The organism is Polaromonas jejuensis NBRC 106434 (assembly GCF_001598235.1).
Classification (GTDB): Bacteria; Pseudomonadota; Gammaproteobacteria; order Burkholderiales; family Burkholderiaceae_C; genus Polaromonas; species Polaromonas jejuensis.
The window spans coordinates 66,031-78,910 of sequence record NZ_BCYO01000015.1 but is presented as its reverse complement, the minus strand read 5'-3'; the positions used below and the strand labels follow the sequence as shown (position 1 = coordinate 78,910).

The following is a 12,880-nucleotide window of genomic DNA, read 5'->3' as shown; positions in this document are numbered from 1 at the left end:
AGCAGCTATTGATTCAGTAGCAGCCGGCGTTCCCGGCCGGCCGCACCAAGGCCGCTGCCGGCAACGCCGCTTCACTCGATCGTGACCCTGGCGTCCTTCACCAGCCTGGCGAAGCGATCCGTATCGTCCTTGATCTGGCGGGCCATCTGCTCGGGCGTGTTGCCGACAGGCTCGGCGCCGATATCTTCCATTTTTTTGCGGAAGTCCGGTGAGTTGATGATCTTCACCAGCTCGGTGTTCAGGCGCAGCACGACTTCCTTGGGAGTTGCGGCCGGCGCCAGCAGGCCAAACCAGGTGCCCAGGTTAAAGCCCTTGAGACCCGACTCGTCCAGCGTAGGCACGTCAGGCAGCGTCGGCGAGCGCTTGCCGGTGGTCACCGCCAGCGCCCGCAGCTTGCCCGCCTTGATGTGCGCCAGCACCGGCGTGATGGTGTCGAAGGACATGTTGATCTGCCCGCCCAGCAGGTCGGTGGTCAGCGGACCGCTCCCTTTGTAAGGCACGTGCAGCATCTGCACGCCGCCCATGCCCTCGAACTGCGCGCCTATCAGGTGCTGGCCTGTGCCGTTGCCGTTGGAGCCATAGGTCAGCTTGCCGGGCTCGGCCTTGGCCAGGGCCAGCAGCTCTTTCACGTTCTTTGCCGGCACATTCGGGTTGACGACCAGCACATTGGGCACCAGCGCCACCGTGCTGATGGGGGCGAAGTCCTTCTGGAAGTCATAAGGCAGCTTGCGGTACACGCTGGTGGCGATGGTGTGGTGCACCGCGCCCATCAGCAGCGTGTAGCCGTCGGCCTTGGACTTGGCCACGAAGTCGGCGCCCAGCGTGGCGCCGGCGCCCGGCCGGCTTTCCACCACCACGGGCTGGCCCAGGCTCTTGGACAGCTCCAGCCCCACGGCGCGCGCCAGCAGGTCGGTCGTGCCGCCCGCGGGGAAGGGCACGATCAGGATGATGGGCTTGGCCGGCCAGGCCTGCGCGAAGGCCACGCTGCTGGCCAGACCCAAGACCATCGCTGCGGCCATCGCCACCGCATGAGCCAATTTCAAAACGTACCGGCCTTGTTTTTGTGATTGCATGTCTTGTCTCCTTGGGGTGGTTCTGGAATCAGGCGGCGGCTGCCAGCGGCGGCTGCGCGGTGGCGGCGATGCGCTCGCAGATGGCCTGGGTCACCTGGGCCGTGGTGGCGGTGCCGCCCAGGTCGCGGGTGTGCAGCGCGGCGTTGGCGGTGATCTGCTCGATGGCCTGCATCAGTTGCTGCGCGGCAGCGTTCTCGCCCAGGTGCTCCAGCAGCATCACGCAGCTCCAGAAGGTGCCCACCGGGTTGGCCAGTCCCTTGCCCATGATGTCGAAGGCCGAGCCGTGAATGGGCTCGAACATCGACGGATAGCGGCGTTCGGGATCGATGTTGCCGGTCGGTGCGATACCCAGGCTGCCGGCCAGTGCGGCGGCCAGGTCGCTCAGGATGTCGGCATGCAGGTTGGTGGCGACTATGGTGTCCAGCGTGGCCGGGCGGTTCACCATGCGGGCGGTGCAGGCGTCGACCAGTTCCTTGTCCCAGCTCACGTCCGGAAATTCCTTGCTGATCTGCAAGGCAATCTCGTCCCACATCACCATGGCATGGCGCTGCGCGTTGGATTTGGTGACGACGGTGAGCAGCTTGCGCGGGCGCAACTGGGCCAGCCTGAAGGCGTAGCGCATGATGCGCTCGACGCCGGCGCGGGTCATCATCGATACGTCGGTGGCGACTTCGATCGGGTGGCCCTGGTGGGCACGCCCGCCCACGCCGGAGTACTCGCCTTCCGAGTTTTCGCGCACGATGACCCAGTCCAGTTGCGCCGGCGTGCAGCGCTTGAGCGGCGCGTCGATGCCGGGCAGGATGCGCGTGGGCCGCACATTGGCGTACTGGTCAAAGCCCTGGCAGATTTTCAGGCGCAGGCCCCACAGCGTGATGTGATCGGGGATGTGCGGGTCGCCGGCCGAGCCGAACAGAATGGCGTCCTTGTTGCGCAGCGCGTCCAGGCCGTTCTCCGGCATCATCACGCCGTGCTGGCGATGGTAGTCGCCCCCCCAGTCGAAGTTCTCGAACTCGAATGCGAACGCCTTGGTCGAGGCCGCCAGTGCTTCCAGCACCTTCTGGCCCGCAGGCACCACTTCCTTGCCAATGCCGTCGCCCGGGATGCAGGCTATCTTGTAGGTTTTCATATGTCGTTCCTTGAATTGGTTGAAAGGGGGTGAAATGATTGAAATAGGTGAGGCGTGGACACGACTCTACCGGTTGCCATATTCAATGGAAGCCGCTAAAGTTATGGCATTGTTTACTTTGATTCAACAATGTCCACACCCGTATCCGCTCCATCCGAGATGGCCTTTTTCAGCCTGCTGGCGCGCTGCGGCAGCTTTTCGGCAGCGGCACGCGAGCTGGACGTGAGCACGCCGGCCGTCAGCAAGCGCCTGGCCCAGATGGAAGCGCGGCTAGGCGTGCAGCTGCTCAACCGGACCACGCGGCGGGTCGGCCTCACGCCCGAGGGCGAGACCTACCTCCTGCATGCACGCCGCATCCTGGCCGACATCGACGACATGGAGCAACTGGTCTCCAGCGCCGTGGCGGCGCCCAAGGGCCTGCTGCGCGTCAACGCCACGCTGGGCTTCGGACGCAGCCACATCGCGCCGCTGATCTCGGGCTTTGTCAAACTGCATCCCGAGGTGCAGGTCCAGCTGCAGCTGTCGGTGAACCCGCCGCCGCTGAGCGAGGATGCTTTCGATGTGTGCGTGCGCTTCGGCGAGCCGCCCGATGCGCGTGTCATGGCCAGGCGCATCGCCCCCAACCGGCGCCTGCTATGCGCCGCGCCGTCCTACCTGGCCAAACATGGCACGCCCAAGGTGCCGCACGATCTCACGCGCCACGACTGCATAGGCATCCGCCAGGGCGACGAGGCCTACGGCATTTGGCGCCTGTCGTCGGGCAAGCACACGGAAGCCGTCAAGGTGCGCGGCAATCTGAGCACCAACGACGGCGAGATCGCCGTGAACTGGGCGCTGGCCGGCCAGGGCATCGTGATGCGCGCCGAGTGGGACATCGCCCGCTACCTGCGCAGCGGCAGGCTCAAGCAGGTGCTGGACAACTACCGCACGCCGCCGGCCGATATCCATGCGGTCTACCCGCAGCGCCACCAGGCCTCGGCCCGGGTGCGCGCCTTCGTGGACTTTCTGGCGACCCACTTTGAAAAGTCGTCAATACGCGCGGCCGGCCTGGTGGTGGACTGGTAGCCGCGCCGGCAGCTATTCACCTTCCCACGGTCACGGCGTCCTGGCGCCCGCCAGGAACCACTGCCCGATCAGCGCGCGCTCGGCCTCGGTGATGCCGGTGGCATTGTTCATGGGCATGGCCTTCGTGACCACGGCCTGCTGGTACACGGCCTGCGCATGCTGCTTCACCAGTTCCGGCGAATCCAGCCGTATGTTTTTCATCTGCAGCTGCGCGCCGTGGCAGAGGTAGCAGCGCTGTTCCAGCACCTTCTGCACTTGTTCATAGGCAATTTGGCTTGTAGCCGTGGAAGGACGGGCGCCAACAGCTATCGATTCAGTAGCAACCGGTTTCATCCAGACGATCACGCCGATGATCACGGCCAGCCCCACCAGCGCATAGGGCAGCGGATGGCGGTTGCGCCCCAGCTTCCAGCCGTGGCGCAGCACAAAGAACTGGCGGATGGCCGCGCCGGCCAGCATCATCAGCATCAGCACCAGCCAGTTCCGCGGATGGCTCCAGGTAAAGCTGTAGTGGTTGCTCAGCATGGAAAACAGCACCGGCAGCGTGAAGTAGGTGTTGTGCACGCTGCGCTGCTTGCCGCGCTGGCCGTGCACCGGGTCCACCGCTTCGCCGGCCTTGATCGCGGCGACGACCTTGCGTTGCCCCGGGATGATCCAGAAAAAAACATTCGCGCTCATCGCGGTGGCCATCATGGCGCCCACCAGCAAAAAGGCCGCACGCCCGGCAAACCAGTGGCAGGCCAGCCACGAGGCCACGCAGACCAGCACCGCGACCAGCGCGCCGACGATGGCGTCGCCATTTTTGCCACGACCGAAAAGTTGACAGATGCCGTCATACAGCATCCAGAACACCACAAAGACGGACAGCGCAACCCCTGCGGCCGCGCCGGGCGACCAGTTCATCAATGACCTGTCAACCAGATAGGTGCCGGCGTTCCAGAGGTAGGACACCGTGAAGAGCGCAAAGCCCGACAGCCAGGTGCTGTAGCTTTCCCAGTAAAACCAGTGCAGGTGCGCCGGCAGCTGCGGTGGTCTGACGGCGAACTTGACGGGGTGGTAAAAACCGCCGCCGTGCACCGCCCAGAGCTCACCGCTGGCGCCCTGCTTTTTGAGTTCTTCGTCGACCGGCGGCGTCAGGCTGCTGTCGAGAAAAACGAAGTAGAACGAGGAACCGACCCAGGCGATGGCGGTGATGACGTGGACCCAGCGCAGCAGCAGGTTGGCCCAGTCGAGAAGGTAGTTTTCCATATCCCTCAACCTTTGCAAGCCTGCTCACCACTGCGGGCGCTGTAAGCAGAAACTCGGTCACGAACAAGAGAAATTGCGCCTGGCGGTCAATTTCCCGGCTCCGCTGCGACCTGATGCAGCGAGTTTATCGGGTTTCCGGCCAGCGCCCAGCCATCAAGTCGCGTTGACCGTTTGCAATAGCTGCGCCGCCACCGCCACGGCAATCACCTCGGGCTCCTTGCCTGTGATGCCCGGCACGCCGATCGGACAGGTGACCTGCGCGATTTCGGCGGGCGTAAAGGCGCGCGCCTCCAGGCGGTGGCGAAACGCCGCCCATTTGGTTTTGCTGCCAATCAGCCCGATATAGGGCAAGTCGGCTCTCTCGCGCTGGCGCTGCAGGCAGGCCGCCACCACGTCCAGATCTTCGGCGTGGCTGAAGCTCATGATCAATACGCTGGAGCCGGCAGCCAGTGTCGCGACGGCCCCCTGCACCGGGTCCGAGTATTCGGCATGGACGTTGGAGGGCAGGTCTGCGGGAAATATTTCGTCGCGGCTGTCAATCCAGGTCACCTCAAACGGCAGGCTCGCCAACAGCTGGATCAGCGCCTTTCCCACATGGCCGCCGCCAAACAACGCAACCGGCGCCAGTGCGCGCTGGCTCAGGCGCAGCGCCAAAGCCGGCATGTCGGCGGCGCTGACCCGCTCGAAACGAAGGTGGACCACACCGCCGCAGCATTGGCCGAGAGACGGCCCCAGCGCCACGCGGACCAGCGCATCGTCGCCTTCGCTGCCGGCCTTTTGCAGCCGCGTGCGCGCCTGGGCAATGGCCTCGTATTCCAGGTGGCCGCCGCCGATCGTGCCCACCAGGGCCTCGGCAAAAACGGCCATCCATGTGCCCGCTTCGCGCGGAACGGATCCCTGTGTGGACGCCACCTGCACCAGTACCGCCGGCTCATGGGCCAGCCGGCTCAGGAAGGCCTCGGTGTGGTGGCTCGTGGTGCTGGAAACCATTGGTAACGTTCAGATCAGATCGGGTTAGCTGACAGCTGACAATAGCAGGCAAAATAGCCTGAAGCACCACCTTAGCACCAAGCGACATCGACTGATTACCCTCCGGGCAAGAAGATAGAGATAGTCCGAGCCATCCTCCAGAAAAAGAGACACGACATGCCCGACTCCACACCTCGCCGCTTCTGGCTGCTGGCCATGCTTTCCGCCGCCGCGGCGGCGGTGGTGAGCGCCTGTAAAACCGCGCCCGGGATCGCACCTGGAGAGACCCCTGCAGCACCCGCCGTGACAGGGCCTGTCGCTCCCCCGCAAGGCCCGGCCAAGAGTTCAAGTGCGACTACGGCCCGCGCCTACCGTGCAGACGGTGCCGCCCACATCTATGGCCTCAACGCCGACCGCATCTACAAAGGCAAAATGCCACCCCTGTTGTACGCCGTTGGCGTGCTGAACGTGGAGATAGACCGGACAGGCCGGGTGATCCGCCTCGACTGGATGCGCGCGCCCCGCCATGCACCGGAGGTGATGGCAGAAATTGAGCGAACCGTCCAGCAGGCCTCGCCGTTTCCGGCACCCGTGCGACTGGGCAAGGTGGTTTACACCGACACCTGGTTGTGGCACCAAAGCGGCAAATTTCAGCTGGATACGCTGACTGAAGGGCAGAATTAAAGCCCCCACGTTCGCTCACTGCGTGTAGCTCTCGAGGCCTTGCAGGCCGCGGCTTGCGGGACGCTTCGCCTCTGTCGCCTGTCCAAACCTGCTCAAGCAGGCTTGGAGCCGCAGGCTCCAGCCCCTCGGGGGCGCATTTTTCCTTGGGGCAGCCCTGCGGAAAAACGAGGCCCCACACCGCTCACTGCGTGTGGTGCACTGCCTCAGGATTGGGCAGATTCTTGACTACTCAATTTTGAGATTCTGCGTTTTCACGACGTTGCGCCAGGCGCGGTAATCCGCCTCGATAAAGTTGCCGAGCAAAGCTGGCGAACCGGGTGCGGCTTCCACCGCATCGACCTTGAACCGCGCCACCACGTCGGGCAGGGTCACCACTTTGTTGATGGCCTCGTTCAGGACCTTGACGATGGCAGCGGGCGTGCCTGCGGGCGCCATCAGTGCGAAATAGTTCACCACATCGATGCCGGGCAAACCGGCCTCGGTCATGCTGGGCACATCGGGCAAGGCGCTGGAGCGCCTGGCGCTCGTCACCGCCAGCGGCCTGACGCTGCCGTTCCTGATGAAAGGCAGCAAGGCCGGGATGGTGCCGGTGATGAGCTGGATTTGCCCGCCTATCATGTCCATGGTGGCGGGCGCCACGCCACGGTAAGGGATGTGGGTGATGAAGGTGCCGGTGCGCGCCTTCAGCAGTTCCAGCACCAGGTGGTTGACACCACCCGCACCGGCCGAGCCATAGTTGAGTACGCCGGGTTTCTGTTTGGCCAGCGTGACCAGCTCTTTCATGCTCTTGACCGGCAACTGGTTGCTGGCCGCCCAGACCAGCGGACCGCTGGCAATCATGCCGACCGGCGTGAACTGGCGCAGCGGATCGTAATTGGCGCTGGGAAGCGACGCCGCGACCGTGGTGAAAGGCGAGGCTACCAGCAGCAGCGTGTAGCCGTCCGCAGGCGCTTGTGCCACAGACTGTGTGCCTATTGCCCCCGAAGCGCCGGCGCGGTTCTCCACCACGAAAGTGGCATTCATGACCTCCCCAAGCTTTTGCGCCACCAGGCGCGCCATGGCGTCGGTTCCGGCGCCGGGTGCAAAGGGCACCACGATTTTGATCGCCCGCTCGGGATAAGGCCCCGACGGCCCCGACGGCCCCTGCGCCCATGCAGCCGGCGCGACCAGGCCGGCGGCGGTACCCGCTGAGAAAAGCAGCGCCTGGCGGCGGCTCAGCACACCCGTGGATTTGACATTCATGGGAAGGACAAAAAGTTGTAACAGCCAATTGTCGCCCCGCCCCATGACGCTCTCATGACAAGCGGACAAACGCCGGAGCAGAGAAACGCGGCGCTTTTCAGCCCTTCAGCTACCGCGGTAGGTCGAATAGCTCCAGGGGCTGACCAGCAGCGGCACATGGTAGTGCTGGCTGGTGTCGGCCACACCAAAATCCAGCGTGACCTGGTTCAGAAAGGCCGGTTCGGGCAGCACCACGCCTTGGGCCTTGAAGTAGCCCGCCACGTCAAACACCAGGCGGTAGGTGCCGGCCTGCAAGGACGCCGCGTCATAGAGAAGCCCATCAGGGTTGCGCCCATCCTGATTAAGCACGAAGCTTTTCACCAGCTGGGCCTGGTCGCCCTGCGTGGTGTAAAGCGCGACCTTCATGCCCCGTGCCGGCGTGCCGTGCATGGTGTCCAGTACATGTGTGCTCAAGCCCATGGCATTCCTTGGAAAGTTGATGAATGATGGCCGCAATGATTCGGTCCACCAAAAGTGTATACACTTTTTGCTTTTAGGGCTATGATGGCTTCATGGAATCATCCACGACCGACACCATTGTTGAAGCCCTGACCAAGGCCATTGTGGAGCACAGGCTGCAGCCGGGCACCAAGCTGGCCGAACAAAAACTGGCCGACCATTTCGGCGTCTCGCGCACGCTGGTGCGGCAAGCGCTGTTTCAGCTCTCGCAAAACCGCCTGATCCGCCTGGAGCCTGCGCGCGGCGCCTTTGTCGCCACACCCTCGGTGGTGGAGGCCAGGGAAGTGTTCGCGGTGCGGCGCATGCTGGAAGCCGAAATGATCCGCGCCTTTGTGCGCGAGGTGACACCCGCCAAGATCAAGGCGCTGAAAGATCATGTGGCCCAGGAAAAATCCGCCGTCGACCGCGAGGATGTGCCGGGGCGTACCGAGCTGCTGGGCGATTTTCATGTGCGCATGGCCGAGCTCATGGGTAACGAGGTGCTGGCGCAAATGCTGGGCGAGCTGATCTCGCGCTGCGCGCTCATCACCCTGATGTACCAAACCACCAGTGCCGCCGAACATTCCAACGACGAGCACGCCGAAATCGTCAAGGCCCTGGCCGCCAGGAACGAAGCACGTGCCGTGCAGCTGATGCACGAACATTTGCTGCACGTTGAACAAAACCTCGCTTTCGACCGCAAGGTTCCCACCAACGATATTTCCATGGCCTTGTCATGAACAAAACTCAGGCATTGAGAAACACAGTGGCCGCCCCGTTTTCCGTCGGGCCGCCGCAAGGGAAATCCGCCTCCGCGGGAGCGGCGCGGCAAACACAGCGACAGGCACAGGAGACCCCATGAATTACGACACCACCGCACCTTATCCACGCGACCTGATCGGCTACGGCCGCACCCCGCCGCAAGCCCAGTGGCCCGGCCAGGCACGCATCGCCCTGCAGTTCGTCCTCAACTACGAAGAAGGCGGCGAAAACGCCGTGCTGCATGGCGATGCCGGCTCCGAGCAATTCCTCTCGGAAATGTTCAACCCGGCCAGCTTTGCCGACCGGCACCTGAGCATGGAAGGCATCTACGAATACGGCTCTCGCGCGGGCGTGTGGCGCATCCTGCGCGAATTTGAAAAACGCCAGTTGCCGCTCACCGTATTTGGCGTCGGCATGGCCTTGCAGCGCCACCCTGAAGTGACCGCCGCGTTTGTCGAGCTGGGCCATGAGATCGCCTGCCACGGCTGGCGCTGGATCAATTACCAGGGCGTGGACGAAGCCACCGAACGCGAACACATGCGCCTGGGCCTGGATGCCATCGAACGGCTCACCGGCACGCGCCCGCTGGGCTGGTACACCGGCCGCGACAGCCCGCGCACGCGGCGCCTGGTGGCCGACGATGGCCGGCTGGAATACGACAGCGACTATTACGGCGACGACCTGCCTTTCTGGATGAAGGTCGCCCGCAGCGATGGCACGGTGGTGCCGCGCCTGGTGGTGCCCTACACCCTGGACACCAACGACATGCGCTTTTCGCTGCCGCAAGGCTTTGCGCAGGCTGAAGACTTCTACACCTACTTGCGCGACAGCTTTGACGCGCTCTACGCCGAAGGCGCCGAGTCGCCCAAGATGCTCAGCATCGGCATGCACTGCCGCCTGCTGGGCCGCCCGGGCCGCATCGTGGCGCTGCAGCGTTTTCTGGACCATGTGCAAAAGCACGACCACGTCTGGATCTGCCGCCGCATCGAGATTGCCCGGCACTGGCAACAAACCCATCCCTACCAGGCAACCTTGGGAGCATAAGACATGGCCATCACGCTGGAACAAGTCAACAACGCGCCCCGCGCCGCAGCGCTGCAACTGCTGGACGGACTGTACGAACACTCGCCATGGGTGGCTGAAAAAGCACTGGATGCACGCCCCTTCCGCTCCCTGGCGCATCTGAAGCATGTGATGACACGCGTGCTGCAGGAGGCCGGCCAGGAGGCGCAAGTCCGGCTGATCCGGGCCCACCCGGAGCTGGCCGGCAAGGCCATGGTCAGCCAGAGCCTCACCGACGAATCAGCCAGCGAACAGGGCAAGGCAGGCCTCACGCAATGCACGCCCGAAGAGTTCGCCACGCTGCAGCAGCTCAACCAAGACTACAACGCCAAATTCGGCTTTCCTTTCATCCTGGCGGTGCGCGGCGCGCGTGGCAACGGCCTGAACAAGCAGCAAATCATCGATACCTTTGCGCGGCGCCTGCAGAACCACCCGGACTTCGAGTTGCAGGAATGCCTGCGCAACATCCACCGCGTGGTGGAACTGCGGCTCAATGACAAATTTGCCGCAGAACCCGCCCTGGGCAACGAAGTCTGGGACTGGCATGAAGCACTGGCGCAATACAGCGACCCGGGCTATGCCGAAAAAGGCCAGCTCACGGTGACCTACCTCACCGACGCGCACCGTGCCTGCGCCCAGTTCATCAGCAAGACCATGCAGGGCTGCGGCTTCGACGAGGTGAACATTGATGCCGTTGGCAATGTAGTAGGCATTTACAAGGCCGCCACGCCCAACGCCAAAACCCTGCTCACCGGCAGCCACTACGACACCGTGCGCAACGGCGGCAAATACGACGGCCGGCTCGGCATTTTTGCGCCCATGGCCTGCGTGCGCGAACTGCACCGCCAGGGCAAGCGCCTGCCCTTCAATTTTGAAGTGGTCGGTTTTGCCGAGGAAGAAGGCCAGCGCTACAAGGCCACCTTCCTCGGCTCGGGCGCGCTGATAGGCGACTTCAAGCCCGAATGGCTGGACCAGAAGGACGCCGACGGCATCACCATGCGCGAAGCCATGCAGAACGCGGGCCTGAAGCCCGAAGACATCGCAAAAATCAAACGCCAGGCGGACAGCTATCTCGGTTTCGTGGAAGTCCACATCGAGCAGGGCCCGGTGCTCAACGAGCTCGACCTTCCGCTGGGCATCGTGACCTCCATCAACGGCAGTGCGCGCTACCTCTGCGAAATTACCGGCATGGCCAGCCATGCCGGTACCACGCCCATGAACCGCCGCCGCGACGCCGCCGCCGCGGCCGCCGAACTCGCGTTGTATGTGGAAAAGCGCGCCGCGCAGGACGGCGACTCGGTCGGCACCGTCGGCATGCTGAACGTGCCGAACGGCTCCATCAACGTGGTGCCCGGACGCTGCCTGTTCTCGCTCGACCTGCGTGCGCCGGTGGATGCGCAGCGCGACGCACTGGTGGGCGATGTGCTGACCGAGTTGAAGGCGATTTGCCAGCGCCGCGGCGTGCACCACACGCTGGAGCTGACCGAACGCGCCGCCGCTGCGCCCAGCGCGCCGGCCTGGCAAAAGCGCTGGGAGCACGCCGTCGAAACCCTGGGCGTACCGCTGCACCGCATGCCCAGCGGCGCCGGCCACGACGCCATGAAGCTGCACAAGGTGATGCCGCAGGCCATGCTGTTCGTGCGCGGCCAGAACTCCGGCATCAGCCACAACCCGCTGGAAAGCACGACGAGCGACGACATTCAGCTCGCCGTCGAAGCCTTCCAGCTTCTTCTCAACAACCTTGCAAGCACCACACCATGACCGACTACGAAAAACTTGACACCTGGATCGACGCCCACTTCGACGAGGAAGTGCGCTTTCTGCAGGAGCTGATCCGCGTTCCCACCGACACCCCGCCCGGCAACAACGCGCCGCATGCCGAGCGCACGGCCGAGCTGCTCAAGGGCTTCGGCTTCGAGGCCGAGCCGCACGCCGTGCCGCAGGCCGAGGTCAATGCCTACGGCCTGGAGTCGATCACCAACCTGATCGTGCGGCGCAACTACGGTGAGGGCCGCACCATCGCCCTCAACGCCCATGGCGATGTAGTGCCGCCCGGCGAAGGCTGGACCCATGACCCCTACGGCGGCGAGATTGTGGACGGCAAGATTTACGGCCGTGCCGCAGCCGTCAGCAAATGCGACTTCGCCACCTTTACCTTCGCCGTGCGCGCGCTCGAAGCGCTGGGCGCCAGGCTCAAGGGCAACGTGGAGTTGCACTTCACCTATGACGAGGAATTCGGCGGCGAAATGGGGCCGGGCTGGCTGCTCAAAAACCGGCTCACGCAACCCGATTTGATGATTGCCGCCGGTTTCAGCTACGAGGTGGTGACGGCCCACAACGGCTGCCTGCAGATGGAAGTCACGGTCCACGGCAAGATGGCCCATGCGGCGGTTCCCGACACCGGTGTCGATGCGCTGCAGGGCGCGGTACACATCCTGAATGCGCTGTATGCGCAAAACACCCTGTACCAGCAGGTGACGTCGCAGGTCGACGGCATCAATCACCCTTACCTCAATGTAGGCCGCATCGAGGGCGGCACCAACACCAATGTGGTGCCCGGCAAGGTCAGCTTCAAGCTCGACCGCCGCATGATTCCGGAAGAAAGCCCCGTGGAAGTCGAAGCGTCGATTCGCAAAGTGATTGCCGATGCCGCTGCCGAGTGCCGCGGCATCACGGTCGACATCAAACGCTTGCTGCTGGCCAACGCCATGAAGCCCCTGGCAGGCAACCAGCCCTTGGTCGACGCCATCCAGAAACACGGTGAAACACTGTTCGGCCAAAAGATTCCGGCCATGGGCACACCGCTTTACACCGATGTGCGCCTGTATGCCGAGGCGGGCATTCCCGGGGTCATCTACGGCGCCGGGCCGCGCACCGTGCTGGAGTCGCATGCCAAGCGCGCCGACGAACGGCTGGAGCTGGAAGACCTGCGCCGCGCCACCAAGGTGATTGCACGCACCCTGCGCGACCTGCTCAACTAGGAGCCCTGGCGCACCCGCGCCAAGGGCATGGTGAGCGCGCCGCGGTTCGCCCTGAGACCCGTAATGGGGCGGGATAGCCCTGGAACCGTTCGCCATGGATTGCCCGCAGGGGCTGCCAGCAAAAAAATTTGATCTGCGCAGCCCCTTGCATGGCAAAGAGGCCCGACTTTGCAGTAGCCTCTTTTTCTGTC

Annotated in this window: 12 protein-coding genes; 6 read left to right on the top strand and 6 right to left on the bottom strand. The window is 64.0% G+C overall.

The genetic code is table 11. From position 1 onward, the window contains the following. Positions 1-71: 71 nt before the first annotated feature. Positions 72-1,073 (bottom strand): Bug family tripartite tricarboxylate transporter substrate binding protein, encoded by a 1,002-nt coding sequence (locus PJE01S_RS16410; protein ID WP_084389598.1) that lies wholly within the window; start codon positions 1,071-1,073, stop codon positions 72-74. 28 nt (positions 1,074-1,101) lie between these two features. Beyond that, positions 1,102-2,199, bottom strand: coding sequence for a tartrate dehydrogenase (locus tag PJE01S_RS16405; RefSeq protein ID WP_068834718.1), 1,098 nt, complete (start codon positions 2,197-2,199; stop codon positions 1,102-1,104). 129 nt (positions 2,200-2,328) lie between these two features. Between PJE01S_RS16405 and PJE01S_RS16400 the strand changes: the two genes are divergently transcribed. Then, entirely contained in the window at positions 2,329-3,264 is a 936-nt protein-coding gene (locus tag PJE01S_RS16400) for a LysR family transcriptional regulator (RefSeq protein WP_068834717.1), read from the top strand. A gap of 30 nt (positions 3,265-3,294) precedes the next feature. On the opposite strand, the gene PJE01S_RS16395 is transcribed toward PJE01S_RS16400, so the two are convergent. Both PJE01S_RS16395 and xdhC read right to left on the bottom strand, forming a co-directional pair. Continuing rightward, positions 3,295-4,512 (bottom strand): urate hydroxylase PuuD, encoded by a 1,218-nt coding sequence (locus tag PJE01S_RS16395; protein ID WP_068834716.1) that lies wholly within the window; start codon positions 4,510-4,512, stop codon positions 3,295-3,297. 153 nt (positions 4,513-4,665) lie between these two features. Continuing rightward, complete coding sequence (xdhC, locus tag PJE01S_RS16390) at positions 4,666-5,502, bottom strand: xanthine dehydrogenase accessory protein XdhC (RefSeq protein WP_068834715.1); 837 nt, start codon at positions 5,500-5,502, stop codon at positions 4,666-4,668. Between the two features lie 156 nt (positions 5,503-5,658). Between xdhC and PJE01S_RS16385 the strand changes: the two genes are divergently transcribed. Then, on the top strand, positions 5,659-6,165 hold the full coding sequence (locus tag PJE01S_RS16385; protein ID WP_068834714.1) for a hypothetical protein: 507 nt from the start codon (positions 5,659-5,661) through the stop codon (positions 6,163-6,165). Between the two features lie 225 nt (positions 6,166-6,390). On the opposite strand, the gene PJE01S_RS16380 is transcribed toward PJE01S_RS16385, so the two are convergent. Together PJE01S_RS16380 and uraH are read right to left on the bottom strand one after the other, a co-directional pair. Then, positions 6,391-7,407, bottom strand: coding sequence for a tripartite tricarboxylate transporter substrate binding protein (locus PJE01S_RS16380; protein WP_068834755.1), 1,017 nt, complete (start codon positions 7,405-7,407; stop codon positions 6,391-6,393). Between the two features lie 105 nt (positions 7,408-7,512). After that, positions 7,513-7,866 carry a hydroxyisourate hydrolase gene (gene uraH, locus PJE01S_RS16375; RefSeq protein ID WP_068834713.1) on the bottom strand — a complete coding sequence of 118 codons (354 nt, stop codon included), beginning with the start codon at positions 7,864-7,866 and terminating at the stop codon, positions 7,513-7,515. Between the two features lie 92 nt (positions 7,867-7,958). Here uraH and PJE01S_RS16370 point away from each other — a divergent pair, with 92 nt between their 5' ends. From PJE01S_RS16370 to PJE01S_RS16355, 4 genes are all read left to right on the top strand, one after another. Continuing rightward, positions 7,959-8,624: a GntR family transcriptional regulator gene (locus tag PJE01S_RS16370; protein ID WP_068834712.1), complete on the top strand. Its 666-nt coding sequence runs from the start codon at positions 7,959-7,961 to the stop codon at positions 8,622-8,624. A gap of 118 nt (positions 8,625-8,742) precedes the next feature. After that, the gene (puuE, locus tag PJE01S_RS16365) at positions 8,743-9,690 is read left to right on the top strand and encodes an allantoinase PuuE (protein WP_068834711.1); all 948 of its coding nucleotides are present in this window, start codon (positions 8,743-8,745) and stop codon (positions 9,688-9,690) included. 3 nt (positions 9,691-9,693) lie between these two features. Further along, positions 9,694-11,469 (top strand): 2-oxo-4-hydroxy-4-carboxy-5-ureidoimidazoline decarboxylase, encoded by a 1,776-nt coding sequence (gene uraD / locus PJE01S_RS16360; protein WP_068834710.1) that lies wholly within the window; start codon positions 9,694-9,696, stop codon positions 11,467-11,469. Beyond that, positions 11,466-12,689, top strand: a complete 1,224-nt coding sequence (locus PJE01S_RS16355) for a M20 family metallopeptidase (RefSeq protein WP_068834709.1) — start codon at positions 11,466-11,468, stop codon at positions 12,687-12,689. The genes uraD and PJE01S_RS16355 overlap by 4 nt, the downstream gene beginning before the upstream one ends. The last annotated feature ends 191 nt before the right edge of the window (positions 12,690-12,880 follow it).